At 66.0% G+C, this 17,802-nt stretch carries 16 protein-coding genes and 1 pseudogene; 6 read left to right on the top strand and 11 right to left on the bottom strand.

Going from position 1 to position 17,802, the window contains the following annotated elements; all coding sequences use genetic code 11:
* The first annotated feature begins 115 nt into the window (after window positions 1–115).
* A complete protein-coding gene (locus tag ACFYTS_RS11800; protein WP_387303261.1) occupies window positions 116–862 on the top strand; it encodes a hypothetical protein in 747 nt (248 codons plus the stop codon).
* A 44-nt stretch (window positions 863–906) separates the two neighbouring features.
* On the opposite strand, the gene ACFYTS_RS11795 is transcribed toward ACFYTS_RS11800, so the two are convergent.
* Entirely contained in the window at window positions 907–1,758 is an 852-nt protein-coding gene (locus ACFYTS_RS11795; RefSeq protein ID WP_387303258.1) for an alpha/beta fold hydrolase, read from the bottom strand.
* 177 nt (window positions 1,759–1,935) lie between these two features.
* On the opposite strand from ACFYTS_RS11795, the gene ACFYTS_RS11790 reads away from it, so the two are divergent.
* Window positions 1,936–2,415, top strand: coding sequence for a hypothetical protein (locus ACFYTS_RS11790; protein WP_387303255.1), 480 nt, complete (start codon window positions 1,936–1,938; stop codon window positions 2,413–2,415).
* Window positions 2,416–2,496: 81 nt separating this feature from the next.
* Here ACFYTS_RS11790 and katG read toward each other — a convergent pair whose 3' ends face one another.
* Window positions 2,497–4,722, bottom strand: coding sequence for a catalase/peroxidase HPI (gene katG, locus ACFYTS_RS11785; RefSeq protein ID WP_387303252.1), 2,226 nt, complete (start codon window positions 4,720–4,722; stop codon window positions 2,497–2,499).
* Between the two features lie 35 nt (window positions 4,723–4,757).
* Complete coding sequence (locus ACFYTS_RS11780; RefSeq protein ID WP_379100286.1) at window positions 4,758–5,171, bottom strand: Fur family transcriptional regulator; 414 nt, start codon at window positions 5,169–5,171, stop codon at window positions 4,758–4,760.
* 470 nt (window positions 5,172–5,641) lie between these two features.
* Between ACFYTS_RS11780 and ACFYTS_RS11775 the strand changes: the two genes are divergently transcribed.
* Together ACFYTS_RS11775 and ACFYTS_RS11770 are read left to right on the top strand one after the other, a co-directional pair.
* Window positions 5,642–6,328 carry a DUF4232 domain-containing protein gene (locus tag ACFYTS_RS11775; RefSeq protein WP_357276205.1) on the top strand — a complete coding sequence of 229 codons (687 nt, stop codon included), beginning with the start codon at window positions 5,642–5,644 and terminating at the stop codon, window positions 6,326–6,328.
* A gap of 87 nt (window positions 6,329–6,415) precedes the next feature.
* A complete protein-coding gene (locus tag ACFYTS_RS11770; protein ID WP_357276207.1) occupies window positions 6,416–7,387 on the top strand; it encodes a DUF1353 domain-containing protein in 972 nt (323 codons plus the stop codon).
* 412 nt (window positions 7,388–7,799) lie between these two features.
* Here ACFYTS_RS11770 and ACFYTS_RS11765 read toward each other — a convergent pair whose 3' ends face one another.
* The 3 genes from ACFYTS_RS11765 to ACFYTS_RS11755 form a co-directional block, all read right to left on the bottom strand.
* On the bottom strand, window positions 7,800–9,893 hold the full coding sequence (locus tag ACFYTS_RS11765) for an acyltransferase family protein (RefSeq protein WP_387303248.1): 2,094 nt from the start codon (window positions 9,891–9,893) through the stop codon (window positions 7,800–7,802).
* Between the two features lie 348 nt (window positions 9,894–10,241).
* The gene (locus ACFYTS_RS11760; protein ID WP_387303245.1) at window positions 10,242–10,508 is read right to left on the bottom strand and encodes a hypothetical protein; all 267 of its coding nucleotides are present in this window, start codon (window positions 10,506–10,508) and stop codon (window positions 10,242–10,244) included.
* 118 nt (window positions 10,509–10,626) lie between these two features.
* Window positions 10,627–11,409, bottom strand: a complete 783-nt coding sequence (locus tag ACFYTS_RS11755) for an FkbM family methyltransferase (protein WP_387303242.1) — start codon at window positions 11,407–11,409, stop codon at window positions 10,627–10,629.
* Between the two features lie 907 nt (window positions 11,410–12,316).
* Between ACFYTS_RS11755 and ACFYTS_RS11750 the strand changes: the two genes are divergently transcribed.
* The gene (locus ACFYTS_RS11750; RefSeq protein WP_357276213.1) at window positions 12,317–12,727 is read left to right on the top strand and encodes a hypothetical protein; all 411 of its coding nucleotides are present in this window, start codon (window positions 12,317–12,319) and stop codon (window positions 12,725–12,727) included.
* 1,167 nt (window positions 12,728–13,894) lie between these two features.
* On the opposite strand, the gene ACFYTS_RS11745 is transcribed toward ACFYTS_RS11750, so the two are convergent.
* The 5 genes and pseudogenes from ACFYTS_RS11745 to ACFYTS_RS11725 form a co-directional block, all read right to left on the bottom strand.
* Complete coding sequence (locus ACFYTS_RS11745; protein ID WP_387303802.1) at window positions 13,895–14,134, bottom strand: pentapeptide repeat-containing protein; 240 nt, start codon at window positions 14,132–14,134, stop codon at window positions 13,895–13,897.
* A 66-nt stretch (window positions 14,135–14,200) separates the two neighbouring features.
* Window positions 14,201–14,314, bottom strand: a pseudogene (locus ACFYTS_RS11740) (pentapeptide repeat-containing protein); the annotation flags it as partial.
* Complete coding sequence (locus ACFYTS_RS11735; RefSeq protein WP_387303239.1) at window positions 14,315–14,902, bottom strand: hypothetical protein; 588 nt, start codon at window positions 14,900–14,902, stop codon at window positions 14,315–14,317.
* Between the two features lie 128 nt (window positions 14,903–15,030).
* Entirely contained in the window at window positions 15,031–16,104 is a 1,074-nt protein-coding gene (locus ACFYTS_RS11730; RefSeq protein ID WP_387303236.1) for a dihydrodipicolinate reductase, read from the bottom strand.
* 14 nt (window positions 16,105–16,118) lie between these two features.
* Window positions 16,119–16,937 carry an SDR family oxidoreductase gene (locus ACFYTS_RS11725; RefSeq protein WP_387303233.1) on the bottom strand — a complete coding sequence of 273 codons (819 nt, stop codon included), beginning with the start codon at window positions 16,935–16,937 and terminating at the stop codon, window positions 16,119–16,121.
* Window positions 16,938–17,031: 94 nt separating this feature from the next.
* On the opposite strand from ACFYTS_RS11725, the gene ACFYTS_RS11720 reads away from it, so the two are divergent.
* Entirely contained in the window at window positions 17,032–17,610 is a 579-nt protein-coding gene (locus ACFYTS_RS11720) for a TetR/AcrR family transcriptional regulator (protein ID WP_357276223.1), read from the top strand.
* Window positions 17,611–17,802 lie beyond the last annotated feature (192 nt).

Raw genomic sequence — 17,802 nt, 5'->3', positions numbered from 1 at the left:
CCGGTTTGGTTTTCGGGGTGTGTTCCGGATCGCTTTCGGGTGACCCGGGTGCATGGGGTGGAGGGCCTCCAATAGTCTCGGATCGATTGCGCTTTCCGTTCAGAGAGGATCGGACATGTCGGTAGCGTCCGCGGTGAAGGATCAGATTCAGCAGATCGGCGGGGGATTCATGTTCTCCCGGGAGGCCCGATCCTTCGCCGAGAGCACCGGTGTCCCCGGTTTCCTGCCGGGCTATACGCGTGGCCGTGGCGGCGTGCTGGGTGACGTGGACGCGGATGTGGTGACCGCGGCGTTCGGGTTCTTCCGTCCCGAGGCCATCCGGCAAGCGTGGGAGTCGACCGCGGCGATGTCGGCGGAGGCAGGCGCGGCGGGCTATCTGAAGGCCGGCCAGGACTTCGGCCGCCGCAAGCTGGCGGACTTCGATGATTCGGGCCGGTTGGCGGAGCTGCTGCTGCCGGTGGTGGCCGCGGCGAATCCGGTCGGTGTGCCGTTGTTCGCGGGGTGGCGGGCGCTGCCACTGGCGGAGGACGCGCCGGGCCTGGTGCTGCAGCTGATCCACATTCTGCGGGAGCTGCGCGGCGGGCTGCATCTGATCGGTGTGCTGGGCAGCGGTCTGACGCCGTTGCAGGCGGTGCTGATCGCGGGGTCGCCGTTGAAGCCGGGTCCGGATCAGGCGCGTAATTTCGGCTGGCCGGAGCCGTTCGACGAGATCACCGCGGAGTTGAAGGGCCGCTGGATGCAGGCCGAGCAGATCACCGAGGATCTGATCGCGCCCGCGTTCGCGGTGCTGGACGACAAGCAGGGCGACGAGCTGGTGGCGCTGCTCACCTCGTGTCACGCGACGGTGTTCGGCGGTCGCTGAGCGTGATCCGGGTGGGCTGGTCGCGGCCCACCCGGTGGTCCTGTTCAGCGATGCAGGAATTCGAGGGTGACGCGTTCGAAGGCTTCCTTGGCCTCGTACATCACCCAGTGCCCGCATTTGGGGAAGACGTGCAGTTCGGCGTTGGGGATCTGCCGTAGCGGGATGAGGGCCATGTCGGTGGGACATTGGCGGTCGTCGCCGCCCCAGGTCATGAGCACCGGGCTCTTGATCGTGTGCAGCATGGACCAGTAGGGCGGGGTGGGGGAGTTCTCCAGGAACTGCTGTTGCAGCGCAAGCGCTTCCGACCCGTACATGGCTTTGAGGCTGGCCTGCGCGGCGGGATCGGTGGCGGCGGCCCAGCGTTCCTCGACGAGGTCGTCGGTGATCATCGTGGGGTCGTAGATCATGCAGCGCAGCCACCGCATGAGGCCTTCGTGCGAGGGCGCGTCGGCGAATTCGGACAGCAGTCGGGTGCCTTCGCTGGGGGTCATGGCGAGCAGGCTCTGCCCGACGGCGCCGATGGCGATGATCTTCTCGACCCGCTGCGGGTGTGCCATGGCGACATTGAAGGCGACGACGCCGCCCATGGAGTTGCCGATCATGGCCGCGGAGTCGAGGTCGAGGGCGTCCATGAACCGGATGACGGAGTCGACGGCGGTGAGCACGGGGTGTCCGGGAACCGGGTCGCTGACGCCGAATCCGGGGAATTCCAGGACGTAGCAATGGAAGTGGTCGGCGTAGAAGCCCAGGTTGTTGCGGAAGTTCCGCCACCCGTTGACGCCGATCCCGGATCCGTGGAGCAGCAGTAGGGGAGGGCCGTCCCCGGCTTCGTGGTAGCGCAGAACGCCTTTGTCCGTGGCGATTTCGCGTCGGGTGTTCTCGTATGTGACATCCACTCCACCACGATAGAACAGGTTTCACTTTTATGTCACCGATATGTCGGCGAAAGATCTATAGTCGCATGCGGACATGCGTATGCATCACTTTCCGCTCAAAGGATCGTAGCCGGCAACCCCGGCCATGACAGGGCAGGGCGCTGGCATGATCGAGGTGCCACGGCGAAAGGGGAGGGCATGCCCACAGGAACGATCGGCCGAATCCAGCGGCTGCGCAGTCTGATCGAGCATCCGCGCACCGGGGTCGCGGAACGCGCGGCCGCGCAACGCATGCTGGATCGGATACTGGCCAAGACCAGTCGGCCCGCCGCGCGCCCGGGGGAGCGCAGTTGCGGTGCGCGCCACGCACGTCCGGGTCGGCACGCGAGCCTGTCGCGCATCGCGGAGATGATCACCGAGGACATCGCCGTGCTGAGTGCGGTGCATGATGCACCGGACCTGCTCACCTACTCGGTGGAAGCCCCTGCCGAGGCGGGCATTCTGATCACGGTCGGCGCCGTTCCCCGCGAGTGGGCCACCGACGCCGACGGTGTCGACTCCCCGGCCTTGCGGGCACTGGTCGATGAACTCACCGATCTGATGAACGCCTACAACCACGAGGGCGCCGACATCGCGCGCCGGTTCATCGGCCGTGTCCGCACCCAGATCGTCGACTGACCGATCCCCGGGACGCGCGATGCCCCCGAACCCTTCGGTTCGGGGGCATCGTGTCAACCGGTCACACCGGCCGGATCAACCTCAGGCGAGGTCGAAGCGGTCCAGTTCCATGACCTTCGTCCAGGCCGCGACGAAGTCCTTGACGAACTTCTCCTTGGAGTCGTCCTCGGCGTACACCTCGGCCAGGGCCCGCAGCTGCGAGTTGGAGCCGAAGGCGAGGTCGACGCGGGAGGCGGTCCACACGGCCTTGCCGGTGGCGCGGTCGGTGCCGACGTAGCTGCTGTCCTCGGAGTCGGCCGGAGCCCACTTGGTGGACATGTCGAGCAGGTTCACGAAGAAGTCGGTGCTCAGCACACCGGGCTTGTCGGTGAACACACCCAGCTGCGAACCCTGGTAGTTGGCGCCGAGCACGCGCAGGCCGCCGACGAGGACGGTCATCTCGGGCGCGGACAGGGTCAGCAGGTTGGCCTTGTCGAGCAGCAGGTACTCCGCGGGGACGCGGGTGCCCTTGCCGACGTAGTTGCGGAAGCCGTCGGCGGCGGTCTCGAGCATCGCGAACGACTCCACGTCGGTCTGCTCCTGGGTGGCGTCGGTGCGGCCCGCGTGGAACGGCACCTCGACGGCGAAACCGCCTGCCTCGGCGGCCTTCTCGACGCCGGCGTTACCGGCCAGCACGACCAGGTCGGCGAAGGAGACCGGCTTGCCGAAGTCGGCCTGGATTCCTTCGAGGACCCGGATCACCTGGGCGAGCTCGTCGGGCTGGTTGACCTCCCAGCCGGCCTGCGGCTGCAGGCGGATGCGGCCGCCGTTGACGCCACCGCGCATGTCCGAGCCGCGGTAGGACGAGGCCGCGGCCCACGCGGTGGAGACCAGCTGCGCCACGGTCAGACCCGAGTCGAGGATCTTGGCCTTGAGGGCCTTGGCGTCGGCGTCGGAGATGAGCTCGTGGTCGACGGCCGGGATCGGGTCCTGCCACAGCAGGGTCTCCGCGGGCACCTCGGGTCCGAGGTAGCGGACCTTGGGGCCCATGTCGCGGTGGGTGAGCTTGTACCAGGCCTTGGCGAAGGCTTCGGCCAGCTCTTCGGGGTGGTCGAGCCAGCGGCGGGTGATCCGCTCGTAGATCGGGTCCAGCCGCATGGACAGGTCGGTGGTCAGCATGGTGGGCAGCCACCGCTTGGTGTTGTCGAACGCGTCGGGGATGATCGCCTGACCGTCCTTGGCGACCCACTGGTGGGCGCCGGCGGGGGACTTGGTGAGTTCCCACTCGTTGCCGTAGAGGGTCTCGAGGAAGGTGTTGTCCCACTTGGTCGGGGTGGGGGTCCAGGTGACCTCGAGGCCGGAGGTGATGGCGTAGCGGCCGACGCCGGTGCCGAAGTCGGAGCGCCAGCCCAGGCCCTGCTCCTCGAGCGGGGCGGCTTCGGGCTCGGGACCGACGTGATCGGCCGGGCCCGCGCCGTGGGTCTTGCCGAAGGTGTGGCCGCCGACGATCAGGGCGGCGGTCTCCTCGTCGTTCATCGCCATGCGCGCGAAGGTCTCACGGATGTCGATGGCGGCGAGGACCGGGTCGGGGTTGGCGTTGGGGCCTTCGGGGTTGACGTAGATCAGACCCATCTGGACCGCGGCCAGCGGGTTGTCGAGGTCGCGCTTGCCGGTGTAGCGGGCGTCGCCGAGCCATTCGGTCTCGGGACCCCAGTACACGTCCTCCTCGGGCTCCCACTGGTCGACGCGGCCGCCGCCGAAGCCGAAGGTGTCGAAGCCCATGTCCTCGAGGGCGACGTTGCCGGCGTAGACGATGAGGTCGGCCCACGACAGCTTCTTGCCGTACTTCTTCTTGACCGGCCACAGCAGGCGGCGGGCCTTGTCGAGGGAGGCGTTGTCGGGCCAGGAGTTCAGGGGCGCGAAGCGCTGCATGCCGGCTCCGGCGCCGCCGCGGCCGTCCTGGACGCGGTAGGTGCCGGCGGCATGCCAGGACATGCGGATGAAGAAGGGGCCGTAGTGACCGAAGTCGGCGGGCCACCAGTCCTGGGAGGTGTGCATGACCTCGACGATGTCGGCCTTGACGGCGGCCAGGTCGAGGGTCTTGAACTCGGCGGCGTAGTCGAAGCCCTCGTCCATGGGGTTGGCGACGGCCGGGTTCTTCTGCAGGATCTTCAGGTTGAGCTGGTTGGGCCACCACTGACGGTTGGCGTTACCGCCCTCGGCCGGGTCGGAATTCCGGTCGTGCAAGACGGGGCAGCCACCGGCGGCGGGTTCGGTATTGGCTTCACCGATGGGCGGGTGTTCAGGCACGGTGTGTCGTCCTTCCATGGATGTGATCTTGTTGTCGACCACGAGTGTGGCCGCTACTTGTTTTGTGTGGCAGCGGTTTTGGAGCATTCGGGGCACAAACCCCAATAGATGACCTCGGCTTCGTCGAGGGCGAAGCCGTTGGTGTCGGAGGCGGTGAGGCAGGGGGCCTCACCGACGGCGCAGTCCACGTCGGCGATGACGCCGCAGGTGCGGCACACGACGTGGTGGTGGTTGTCACCGACGCGTGTTTCGTAGAGCGCGACCGATCCCATGGGTTGGATTCGGCGGATCAGCCCCGCGGTGGTCAGGGCTTTGAGTACGTCGTACACGGCCTGGTGGGACACGCCGCCCAGGGTTTCGCGGACGAAGCCGAGGATCGTGTCGGTGTCGGAGTGGGGGTGGTCGTGCACAGCGGTCAGTACCGCGAGCCGCGGTGCGGTCACGCGCAGAGCGGCCCCGCGCAACATGCGCTCGAAATCGGTAGGCGTGGGCACAGCACGAAGTCTGCCCCTTTTTCTGGAATCAATCAAGTATTGGTTCGGCGTGTGGGGAGAATTCCCGGGGGAGAGGCCGGCCAGGCGACCTGCTCCCGACAGTAGGCGATGTTCTCGCCCGGGAGGGTGAACGACGTCCACGCGTCGCTCGGGCCAGGGCGGTCCATCGGGCCCGCCGATCGGTGATCCGAGCGCTGACCTTGCGGCGGGGGAGCAGCGCCTCGTTCGGCCCCATCTTTTGGGGGCACAAAAAGATCGGGTACCTGTTAACGGTTTCGCCAAGCGCACCCGGATCAGGGGTTTTCGCGGCAGTCTACGACGAACTGCATTGACCCACAGGCGATTCCACGGATTTCTCGCCTGGAGCGCCGTAACAGCCGCTTCGACCCCACTGATGTGCACCATGCATGTCTTTGGTCGGGTTTCGCATCTGGAGGTTTCTCATGGGAATCAAGTCACTGGTTGTCGCCGCACTCGCCGCGGGGGTCGTTCTCGGCACCACCGCCTGCGACCCGTCCGACACACCCAAGCCACTGCCCACCACGGCCCCCGCCGGCCAGACAACCCAGCCCACTCAACCGGGCGAGCCCACCCAGCCGGGGCAGCCCACCCAGCCTGGCGGCGGCACCCCCGGAACCCCCGGAACCACCGACGCCCCGGTCCCGACGACCGGAGCCCCGGCGGGCGACCCCACCACCAAGGCCCCCGCCGGCACCGCGAAATGCACTACGTCCCAACTGATCCTGGACAAGGGCCACGGCGGCCAGATCGGCGGAACCTGGTTCCTGAAGTTCATCAACAAGAGCTCCACCGCCTGCACCCTCGAAGGCTTCCCGGGCGTCTCCCAAACCAACGGCCCCCAGGGCGACCCGGTCGGCGAGCCCGCCGAACGAGACAAGGGTCCCCAAGCCCCGCAGGCCACCACGGTCACCCTGTCCGCCAACGGCGGCGCCGCCCAATTCGAATTCATCAGCTACCCCAAGCAGGTGAACGACTGCGCCGCCCTGCGCACCAGCACCCTGCGCGTCTACCCGCCCGACAACACCGAATCCCTGTCCCTGCCCTGGGACAACCTGATCTGCCCGAGCCCCCAGCGCATGCTGGTCGTCCGCGCCATCACGTCTATGTAGAGCGGCGTCGGCACCCCGAGGGCTCGGTTCGGTCGCGGGCTGCGGTGTCTTGGATCGTATTCGGGCCGTGAGTGCCACGCTGATGGCATGAATTTCGACGTGGAGCAGGCGGGCGCACCGTTCTACGACGCGGGCAAGGCGCCGGCCGAGGTCGCCGCCGCGGATCTGGGGCCGGGGGCGGTGGTGGTCAGCAATACCGCCGCCCCGGCAACGGCCGCTACCGAAGCCCTGCCCGACCTGACCATCTCCCTCGACCGAGTCGTCGACCCGCGCAGCGGCCGTGAGGAGTTCCGGCTACTGCACCGGATCGGATACGACGATGATGTACCCGGTGGCGTCGGCCCTATCCGCGTCCCCGCCGACCTGGAGCGCTGGACCACCGACCTCACTTCGGTGCCGTCGTTCCTGACCTGGCTGGTTCCGAAGACCGGCGCGCACCTGCCCGCGGCGATCCTGCACGACGGGCTGGTGCTCGACAAGGACGAGACGGTCAGCTATATCGCCGGCCGGACGGTCCACCGTGACGAGGCCGACCGCATCTTCCGGGACGCCATGGCCAGAACCGGCACCGGGGTGGTCCGCCGCTGGATGATCTGGGCCGCGGTCACCTGTGCCACGATGCATCACTGCCGTCAGGTCGATTGGAGCCCGATCCGCAAGTGGCACTATCGCTCAGCGTTGTGGGGGACCGGCCTGGTCATCGTCCTGATCGGTCTGTGGTGCACTCTCGACCTGATCGGCATTCCCGGTGTCCCGGGCGTGCCGTGGATCGGGGAGGGGCCGTGGTGGGCGCTGGCCGGTGGGGTCGCCGGAGCGGTCGTGATCCCGCTCGCGTTGGGCGTCACGTGGGGCAAGTTCCGGATGGCGGGCTGGATCGTGGGCCCGTTGGTCGCGCTGATCGTGCCCGCCGTCGTGCCGATCGTGTTGGTCGGTGCACTGTTCGTCGGTATCGATACCGTCCAGAGGTGGCGGCCCGATATCGCGAAGGCGATGGCGATCACCGGCGTCGCCGTGGCATGCGGCGTGTTCGTCGCGGCGCTGTGGCACACATTGCGGTAGGGGGCACGACCTCAGCGCAACTTGACATAATGTTGATTATCGGCGTGCTTACGGCAACGGTGTTGATCTTGAAAGATGTTGTGTGCGTTGCGTGTTCGTGTGCATGTGGCGCTGCCTGCTCGGCTGGCGGCGCCTTGTGTGCGTGTACTTCCCTGCATGAAAACGCTGGCGCGCGCAGGGCGCAAATCGGCTCGGATGAATATTTCTGGCCTACATGCCATTTGATGGAAAATTTCCTGTTCGGCATGGATTGGCTGGATGTGGCCCCGGGGTTGGCATCGGTGACCTCCCTTGGGCCGCTCCCCTAGGCTCGCGAGATCCCCTCAATACGTCACTGTGACGTATTGAGGTGGGCTGGCTGGGTGGTGGAAGTTGTTGGTGTTCGGGCGAATTGGAGCCACCGGTAGGCCGGTCACCACCATCCCAGGATCGGCTGGAGTTCTCGGCCGAGCGCGGGGGCCAGAGACCTGGAATAGCTGGCGGTGAAGTGATGCTCGTCGTGGTAGATGAGGATGTTGCCCTCGACCACGGGGCAGATATCAGGTTCGCAGACAGCATCGGTGAGGTCGATCGGGAATACGTTGGGGTAGGCCGCCGCGGGCTCGAGAGCCGGGTCGACCGGATTGAGGGCATCGTCGCGTTTCATGCCGCAGCTGAGCCGGTCGCCACCTTTGCTCAAACAGTCGATCCCGCTGTAGCGAATACCATTGCGCCGCAACCACGGGGTGTCGCGGACGGCGATGACATTGAGATTGCGGGCGGACAGTTGGGACCACACATCCAGGTAGTCCTGGGGCGTTTCGTCACCACCGTCGTCCACGGGCCGGGTGCCAGTGGTGAACACCCAGTCCGGGCGGTCGGCACCGAGACGGTCGATCACCTCGCGGGACCAGTCTCGGCAGTCCGGATTGGGCTGGCCTTTGTGCATGGGGTCCGCGGCGACGGTGAGCGGACAGCCCATCTTCAAGTAGACGACAATCCGGAAATCGTTCTCGGCGGCGAGAATCTGCAGAGCGGGCAGCCAGTGCTCGGCGTGTGAACTACCCACCACCGCCAGCGTGCGCTCCGCGGTGGTATCTCCGTACGTACAAGTCACAACGTCGCGGGTGTTCCAGTCGGCGATACAGCCATCGAGGGTGGGCGGCGGCAATTCCGAGGGCGCTTCCAACACCGTGGGCCGCATCTTCGCGAGTGGTGCGGATGCACCGCTGACCAATGCCTCAGCGCCGGGGTAGATCGCAGGATCCAAGGCAAATGCACTGACGGCCGATGTGGATTGGGTGCGTATGACGAAATGCCAGGCCGAGGTCACGCCGATCACCGATACGCCGAGCACCGCGATCATCGACCACGCGGCCCGCCGATATCCGGTGGGCCGGGCCGGGGTCCGTGTCCCCGAACGCAGCGGCTGCTCGATCCATCGGTGGGTCGTCCAGGCGAGTACGAGCGAAGCGCCGATGATCAACACACCGTCGGTGAATCCCGCCAGCGGGCGGCCGGTTTCGACGAGAAGGAAGATCAGGAGCGGCCAATGCCACAGATACAGCGCGTAGGCCAGTTCTCCCAGCCGAACCGCCGGCGGAGTGCCGAGCAGTCTGTTGGGCAGGGGCCGCGACGCGGGATCGGTGTTGGCGCCGCTGGCGATCAACGCGATGGTCGCTCCGACCGGAAGCAAGGCGGCCGGGCCCGGGAACAGATCGGCGCCGTCGAGGACCACTCCACACGCCAGCACCCCGGCCACACCGGCTATCGCCAGTAGCCACCGCACCGGCCGCGGCGGCGAGATCATCGGGGCCACGATCACGCATGCCGCACCGGCCAGCAGCTCCCACAATCGCGCGAAACTGTCGTAGTAGTTCCAGCCCTGATGCGTGGCCGCGCCGTGCGTGGCATACGCGAAAGATGCCACACCAACAGAGCTGATGACAGTCAGCAGCACGGGGCGCAGCAAACGGGCGGTGCCCGCGCGACGGGACAGCACCCAGGCGACGCCGGCCACGACGGTGATGGCGAGCAGGTAGTACTGGCCTTGCACCGACATCGACCACAAGTGTTGCAGTGGACTCACACTCGGGTCTGCGGCCAGGTAGTTCGACCACGACAGCGCTAACTGCCAATTCTGGTAGTAGAACATCGAAGCCACCGTCTGGGTGGCGATGTCGGACCACCGCGTGTACGGGCTGATGTAGAACGCCGCGACAACCACCGCGGCCAGCACCGCGACCATTGCCGGGACCAGTCGCGCGAGCGTACGTCGCACCATGGCGACCACGTCGACCGACCCGGTCGACTCGGCTCGGCGTATCAGCATCCCGGTGAAGAAGAAGCCCGACAGCGCCAGGAAGACATCGACGCCGCCGGACACGCGGCCCATCCAGATGTGGAACATCACGACCAGCGCGACAGCCAGTCCACGTAATCCGTCCAGGTCCAGCCGGTATTCCGAGCCCACCGTTCGACGTGGCGCATCCCGGTTCTCCTCGCGGACGCGAGTCGACAACCTCATCGGCTACCCCTGACAGCAAAGATCCTGCAGTGCGCCGAACGCGTCGGCTGATGCAGGGCGGGCGGAAAGTGGACAGCGGACTGTTTACCACGATCGGTAGCAGTGCAAACGAACGCACCCGTCACTCACACCACACTCACAGCTCCCGCCTCGGGCGTATTCCGGCGAACGGGTGGACCGTGCCCCCAGGTCGCGGCGACGGGTGGGCCGAGCTCGCCACTCCCCCGTGGGCTGAGCTCGACCCACCCTCACGCTCGCGGATCTGCGGGAAACACTCCAGCGGTGATCGCCGGTGCGAGCCCGTTGTCAGGCCGCGCGTGCCCGTAGCCGATCAACGCTATGGAGAATTCACCGCGGGCACGAGCGCGGATCCAGCGCGAGCACGTCCGTAGCGGGACGCCCCCGGCCCGCCCGGCAGCCCCGCCAGCCGGCGATCTTGGTGGACGCCGTGACCACCGCCAGCAGCACTGCCCAGCCCAGCACCGGCGGCATGCTCGCCGGATCGGTACTCAGCCCGAACAGCAGGATGACACCGATCTCGCTGGCGAGTTCGATGAATTCGTCGACATGGTGAAGTTCGATGAGACCGCCGGTGCCGAACACCAGACCGCCCACCAGGTGGAGCGGGAATCGACAGTGGTCAGGACTCGTCGATGCTCAGGAAGATCCATTGCAGAGCAAAGGGTTCCGAGTATGCGCGGCCAACGGCAGACCCGGACAGCTCGTCACTCCGTCACCAGGTTGGTGGCCGAAAGGCGAAGACCTCGTAGAGCGCCGTTCCGCGCAGGAACGCGTCCTGACGCACCTCCGTAGCCAAACCATGGGAGCGCAACAGCGCGCAGAACTGTGCCAGGCGATCGCCACAGTCGTGGACTTCGGCGACGACGGTTCGCATCCGAGCCCAGTCCGATTCGGCTATGCCGCGGACGACATCCAGTTCCGCTCGCTCGACATCGATCTTGACCAAACCGATTTCGCCTGCCGGTGCCTGGTTCGCCAGTAATTCCGACACCGTGGTGACCTCCACGTCGATCTGTTCGCCGTCCTGGAGGTCGTTCGTGACGAGAGCGATCGCCTCCTGATCGAGGCCGCAGTTCTGCAGGAAGATCGTCGTCTGGTTGTCACGCTGACGGTCCGCGTACAGGCTGTAGTTCGCTGACGCTCGTGGGTACCAGGTGAACTGTGCGGTGCCCTTCGCTGCGCCTACCCCGATTTCGAGCGCGATGCCGTCGGGGACGTGCGCAACCATGTTGCGGCGCAAGCACTCGAATGTCAGTGGAGCGGGCTCGACGGCGATGACGCGCACGCCGGGACAGGCATCCGCGAAGGCTATTGCGCTGAGACCGATGTTCGCACCGATATCGAGCACGATGTCGTCCGGGCGCAGTTGGGCGGCCGCCCGTCGGTAGTACCCTTGCGTCGACATCTCGTCCCAGAGCATCCGGGCCTCGGCGGGGCTCGTGCAGGACAGCGATCTGCCGTCCTCGAGAGTGAGTCGTTTGACGGAAGTCAGCATTCGTCAAGCACCTTTCCGGAACAGGGCCGATCGCGGCCGGCATTGTGGGGTGTATCAATTCGGGTGACGCGTATCGACGACGGTGTGGCAGATGGCCGCTGATGAAGAGCCGCCACGCGTTCACGACTGCTGCGTCGAAAACCCATCAACGTGACGAACCGGACCAACAGGGCTGTGTCAGCCATGCGAAAACTGTTGAGCCCATGGAAGAGTCGGTCGCCGCCCCACCGCAGCGAGTTACCCGGCGGTCGCCACCCCGACCCCGGACCTTCGTCGTATCGAAGCTCGATGAGCCCGCTCGAACGGTGCCGCGCCGGGACCGCCTTCGGTCCCGTGCGCGATGGCACGTATCGGATCCACCGCGCCGATACACCTAACCACAACCAGATTTCGAATCGCCGGAACCCCGCAGCCCGGCGTCGACGGTCGTCGTACACCTAGCGGGTCACTCTAGCCCTCACGACGACTCGCGTCCTGTATTTACCGGAAGGGGTCGCATTAAATCTGAGCAAGTATGTCCGTTTGGTCTGGACTTCAGTCGCTCTGAACGGCACCGCCAGGCGGCCTGTGACGCCGCGACAGCCTTGTTAGCGAACACTTTGCCGCCGAATCGGTCTCGCTTGACTGTCGAGAGGATGTCGCGCTGACGCGCCGTGGATTCGCATCTGAGGCGGTGCGAACAGCGTGTGTGTCCCGTGAGATTTGGAGGATCCAGATCATGTCAAATTGCGAGACAGTTGCCACACACTGTGCCTATCATCTATCGGCGGCTGCTGGCCCGCCGCGTCGTGCCGCTGTACCGATCGAGTGTCTCGAGACTCTGCGGGCGCCTGTGAAGCCGGCGGCAGCCGCGCGAGGAGCCTCACGAGAATTCCGAGAAACATGTGAGCAGATTTGGGACGGATTGATGACTTCACCGGAAGTGGCCGAGCACCTCGCAACCCTGGTATCCCCCACAGGGATAGACGTGGAGTTGGGCGGAGTCGCCCGTATTCTCTCGTCGGCCCCTGCTGGTCGGACGACGACGCTGTCCGGCGACGAGCGCGAACAGCTTCTGATGGAGTGCCTCGGGAGTCTGACTCGGAGCAGTCCCGCCGCTGTTGTGTTGCGCGGCACCACAACAGCGTTCGTCGCGATTCCATCGAAGCGACCGTTCCGCCTGATCGGCCGCCGGGCGACGAACGACGTCGGCGGGTCCTCGCCGACGTTCGCCGCGCCCGCCCGTCAGTTGATCAAGGTCAAAGTCGGTGCTCTGGGCGAGGTCACCGCCCGCCTGGTCGACCCCGACAAGCCGAACAGGCCGAAACTGTTGCACTGACGTAGCACTCGGTCAGCGCCTGCCTGAGCCCCGGGCCGCAGGACCAATTCCATCGCCGTGCAGGGGATTTGGGTCCCTGCCGAACGGAGTACTTTCGGCGGCCTACCGCGGAGAATGAAGACCTTCTCGAGTTCGGCGAAGGGCCGGTCGCCTCTTGCTCGGAGCTTCCCTGGGTGATCTCACGCAGTGCGTCATTCTCAGAATTGTCGATACCACTGCCCGGTCGTGATGATCTCTCTTCCCTCCAGGATCTGATCGCGGCCGACGGGACGCCGATGCCGTTCGGTCCCACTCGCTGGACACCACTACCACGAATATGGCTATTTTGTGGCAATAGAATCGAACGGCTGACCCTGCGCCGTACGCGACGCCGGCCCTCGGGTTCAACTGCGGAAATATAGCTCCATAGCATCCATTTTGTCCGTTATGGGCCGGTCATTAAATGGACAAATCGGAATTTCTTTCGGTTAATGTTTAAAGATGAGCTCCCTAGCGGTAATCTGGCGAATGATCCGCAATCCCTCAATACGGATCCCGATTGGGACGTGCCCACCCACGTCCCCAATGTTGCACGGTGGTGCCGCCGAGCCCAGCGGCACCACCGTCCGGGTTTCCGCACCGTGCGATACGAAGCGAACAGGAAGAGGAAATGGTCGTTACGCCATCGACGGCGCCGTCCTCCGCGGGCGCCGCCCGGCAAGCCTTGCGTCGCCATCCACGAGTTTTATTTCGGCAAGTCCCCTTCCGTCGCTCTTCCGAAACATCGAATCGCGAGTCAAGTAAGACAACACGATGACGTCGGGGAGCGTAACGTTCGGCAATGTCCAGGTCGTATGGAGCAGCGAGAGGTCACTCTTCATAGCCTTCAGTGCGGACTTCCCGGGGCTGTACGCCAAAGACCGGTGGTCCGCCGTGCGTGCTCGCCGGCTCATGGAAGAGCGTGTACGAAGTCTTTTGATCGCCAACGAGCTGTGAGGTTCGAATGGCAACACGCAAAGTAATTGTTCCCTTGGCGGAGGTCAGTGGTTGGCAACTGCAGCACTTGTCGTCCTTTTTGTTGTCATTTGGACGATCCTGTCATTCATTATCGGGTGGGCCTTGATGGGGCGCCGGCGCTGACTTCGACCCGAGGAGGAAAAACCTGTGTGTCCGCGCAAGTCAGCGGAATCAGCACTGTTGGCTGGACTGGAAATTGGGCGCGGAGTCACTGGGCGGGGGTGTGTACCCCTCGGGCCACACCGTCTTGTCGTCGTAGGCCAGATGGTCGATGCTCCGGAGCTGGTGGAGATCGGCATCCGCAAGGTTCGCTCCTTCCAGATGAGCGTAACTGAGGTCCGCCATGAAGAAATTGGCGCGCGAGAGATTCGCGCCCCGCAACGACGTCGCGTGCAGATCTGCGTGCGCCAAGTCCGCACCTCTGCCGTCCAACGCCGATAGGTTCACACGGTCCAACCTCGAGTAGGACAGATTCGCAAATTCGAGGTTGGCGCCGGACAGATCTGCACCCTCCAGGTTTGCGAAGTCCACTCGCCCGCCCTGCAAGTTGGCGCCATCCAGTTTGGTCGCGCAGAGCTTGGACCATGTCAATCACGCATGCATGAAGACCGTATGGCTGAAACGCTTGCCGGACAGATCGATCATGACCAGGCAGGTCTTCCGGAGATCGAGCTGGTGGTCCCGGAACGGCGTGTACATGTGACTGATGGCCGCCGCGGCGGCCCACAGGTCTGCCGGTGCCGGCTCCGCAACCGGAGAAGTGTCCACCGGCAGCTCGACATCCGGGCAATTGGTCAATTCTCGCGACCGCAGAAACGCACTGAGTACCTCGACCACCGTTTGCGAGTCGGCCGCGGAATCTCGCGCGATGCGCTCCAACGCGTAGACCCCGCCTACTCGTACAGTCTGCTGGTCGGAACCCAGATGCTCGACGGACTTACCGAAACGATCAGTGACTTCCACTTGCTGAGACAGACCGTACTGGTGCCGCGTCTCGCGCAGATTCAGACCCGTGAAGACCAGCGCCCCGACCGCCGCCGACGCGGTGGTGATGGCTGCCAATGCGGTCCACAAGTCCTTGTTGGCCCAGCCGCGCACAGCACCCGCCGCAGTCCGCGGCGGCCGCTGTCCTCCCGGTGCTTTCGGCGCTTCTGACGACGTCGGCTCACTCGAGGTCACCACGGCATCATGACGCTGGACCTGAGCTAGCGAAGGGCACCACGCCGTAGGTGACCAGCATCGACGCATTGTGCTGCTGCTGGGACGAAGTGAGAGATTTCGCCCCGGCAGCAGCAGTGTTCGTCAGTTCAGCGGATGGTGCCGAAGCCGGGGATCAGTGGGAGGTCCAGGGGGGTGGCCCAGCCCGGCGGGAGGGCGTTGACGGCGGGGACGGCGTTGAGGGCGCGCATGCCGGTGGACAGGCAGCCCGCTACCGCCGGGGTGCGGCCGGAGCCGTCGGTGAAGCGGAACGAGGTTTCCTGGGCGATGGAGGGGCTGCCGAGGATGTCGACGCGGTAGACGTCGTCCTTGGTGCCGGCGGGCCAATCGGGGGCGGCGTCGAGGCCGATGCGGTTGACGTGTTCGAGGGTGATGACCTCGCGGCCGTTGTAGACGCCATTGATGGTGAAGCGGATGGCGGCGACGGTGCCTGCTTTGACGCCGCCCTTGGCGGAAGGACGGTCGGTCGGGGTGACCCACTTGTCCCAGGTGGTGGTGATGGCGTCGAGTTCGATGCCCGCGGCCGCGGCGATCATGGGAACGGTTGCGCCCCACGCCATGATGAGCATGTCGGGGTGTTCGAGCAGGGCTTTGAATTCGGGCGGGTGGCCGATGCCCATCTCGAATTCGTAGTCGCCCTCGTAATCGGTGTAGTCGAGCAGTTCGGAGGCGCGCACCGACTGCACCTCACCGCACAGGCCCATGAGGGTCAGCGGGAACAGGTCGTTGGCGAAGCCGGGGTCGATGCCGGTGGTGAAGCACGACGCTCCCCCGGCCTGGCAGGCTTCGGTGATCGGGTCGCGCCACACCGCGGGCAGCTGCTTCATCTGCGGCCACACCCACGGGGTCATGGCGGTCGAGCAGACGTCGATGCCGGCGCGCAGGAATGCGCCGATGACGCGCATGTTCTCGTCGGCGAAGGCGGCGGTGGGCCCGTAGTGGACGACGGCGTCGGGGCGCAGTGCGATGAGTTCGTCGACCGAATCGGTGGCCAGGACACCGGTTTTCGCGGCCCCGCACAGGTCTCCGGCGTCGCGGCCGACCTTGTCGGGGTTGCTGACGCCGACGCCGACGAGCTCGAAGGCGGGGTGGCGCAGGATTTCGGCCAGCACCATGGAGCCGACGACGCCGGTCCCCCACAGCACGATGCGTTTGGTGGTCATGCTGACTCCTGGATTCATCGGTGGAATTCGCCGCAGTCGACGGTGAGCATCTGGCCGGTGACGGCGGTGGCGAGGTCGCTGGCCAGGAACAGGGCCGCGCGGGCGACCTCTTCGGGTCCGGCGAGGCGGCCCAGGTCGGTGGGTGCGGCCTTCTGCCGGTAGATGTCGTCGTGGGTGACCCCGGCTTGGCTTGCCAGCCAGTCGAAGTAGGCCTTGTTGATGTCCTCGTACACATACGACGGGGCGACGGAGTTGACGCGGATGCCGCGCGGACCCAGTTCGGTGGCCAGTGAGGACGCCAGGTGGGCGAGGGCGCCCTTGGACAGTTTGTAGCCGGAGTATTCGGGCTGCGAGCTGTAGGACACGCACGAGTTGAGCATGATGATCGACCCGCGGGACGCGGCGAGCGCGTCGGCGAACAGGGCCGAGAGCCGCAGCGGCGCGAACACATTGGTTTCGTTGGCGTCGCGCAGCGCTTCGACGTCGATCTGGGTGATCGGGTACATGGGCGGGATGGCGAAGGCGTTGTTGATCAGGCAGTCGACGCGGCCGGCCGCGGCGACCGCGCGTTCGGCGAGTGCGCGGCGCTGATCTTCCTCGGTGATATCGGCGCGCACGACGTGGGCGGTGGCGCCGAGGGCGCGGGCTTCGTCGGCGTATTCGTGCAGGCGTTTCTCGGTGCGTCCGGCCAGTACGAGGGTGGCGCCCATGTGGGCGGCTTCGATGGCCAGGGAGTGGCCCAGTCCGGGGCCGACGCCGGAGATGACGACGACCTTGCCGGCCAGCAGCGGTACCGGGCGATAGGTGTCGGGGATGTGCGGGGCGGCTGACACGACTCCTCCTCGAGTCCTCAGCCGTTACAGAGCGTAACGACTTAGTTGTGACAGACTGTAACGACTCGTGCCCGCAGCGACAAGGACGAAATCCGTGACCACACGCCACCGGCTCGGCCCGCACCGCGATCCGGCGGTGGACACCGCGGTCCTCGACGCCGCCCGCGCCCTGGTCGTCGAACAGGGTTATGCCGCAACATCGATCGACGCCATCGCCGCCCGCGCCGGAGTGTCCCGCCCGGCCATCTACCGCCGCTGGCCGTCCAAAGCGCACCTGATCGCGCAGGCGGTGTTCCCCGACGTCGGGTCCGCGGTGGTGGCGCCGGATCTGCTCGGGGAGATCCGCAAGGTCATCCGCGGCACCATCCAGCTGTTCGGGTCCGCCGAGACCCGCGCCGCCATGCCCGGTCTCATGGCCGAGATGCGGGAGGACTCCGGGCTCTACGAGAAGTTGTCCGCCCGCCTGGACTCCCCCACCCGCGACGAGCTCGGCGACTACCTGCCCGGCCGGGACACCCGCCCGGGACTGGACCCGAACACGGTGCTCGACACCATCGCCGGGGCGGCGTTGTTCGCCATGTGCATTCGCGATATCGATGACCTCGACGGCTTCGCCGCCTCTCTCGAGGACCTGCTCCTCTACGGTATTCTCGGCCGCCCGGCCGCCGGGTAGCCCCGGAAGCGTGTTCAGGTATCGGCGGGCCCGACGCCCGGACCGAGGGTGAGCGCATCGAACAGCGGCCGGAATTCGGCGACCACTCTCAGCGCCCCGCTGCATTTCCGTCTCGGACAGTTCGATCATGGGGCCGGTTGGCGGTGCGGACCGGGATTCACCGGTATGCATCTCGCGCAGGCGCGATCACGC

This window comes from Nocardia sp. NPDC004151 (assembly GCF_042874235.1).
Taxonomy (GTDB): Bacteria; Actinomycetota; Actinomycetes; order Mycobacteriales; family Mycobacteriaceae; genus Nocardia.
This window is presented reverse-complemented; position numbering and strand designations above follow the sequence as displayed.

What these genes read in the sequence shown, in the direction of transcription:
- ACFYTS_RS11800 (WP_387303261.1), top strand. Translation starts at nt 116, where the DNA reads ATGTCGGTAGCGTCCGCGGTGAAGGATCAGATTCAGCAGATCGGCGGG.
- ACFYTS_RS11790 (WP_387303255.1), top strand. Translation starts at nt 1,936, where the DNA reads ATGCCCACAGGAACGATCGGCCGAATCCAGCGGCTGCGCAGTCTGATC.
- katG (WP_387303252.1), bottom strand. Translation starts at nt 4,722, where the DNA reads ATGGAAGGACGACACACCGTGCCTGAACACCCGCCCATCGGTGAAGCC.
- ACFYTS_RS11780 (WP_379100286.1), bottom strand. Translation starts at nt 5,171, where the DNA reads ATGTTGCGCGGGGCCGCTCTGCGCGTGACCGCACCGCGGCTCGCGGTA.
- ACFYTS_RS11775 (WP_357276205.1), top strand. Translation starts at nt 5,642, where the DNA reads ATGGGAATCAAGTCACTGGTTGTCGCCGCACTCGCCGCGGGGGTCGTT.
- ACFYTS_RS11770 (WP_357276207.1), top strand. Translation starts at nt 6,416, where the DNA reads ATGAATTTCGACGTGGAGCAGGCGGGCGCACCGTTCTACGACGCGGGC.
- ACFYTS_RS11765 (WP_387303248.1), bottom strand. Translation starts at nt 9,893, where the DNA reads ATGAGGTTGTCGACTCGCGTCCGCGAGGAGAACCGGGATGCGCCACGT.
- ACFYTS_RS11755 (WP_387303242.1), bottom strand. Translation starts at nt 11,409, where the DNA reads ATGCTGACTTCCGTCAAACGACTCACTCTCGAGGACGGCAGATCGCTG.
- ACFYTS_RS11750 (WP_357276213.1), top strand. Translation starts at nt 12,317, where the DNA reads ATGACTTCACCGGAAGTGGCCGAGCACCTCGCAACCCTGGTATCCCCC.
- ACFYTS_RS11730 (WP_387303236.1), bottom strand. Translation starts at nt 16,104, where the DNA reads ATGACCACCAAACGCATCGTGCTGTGGGGGACCGGCGTCGTCGGCTCC.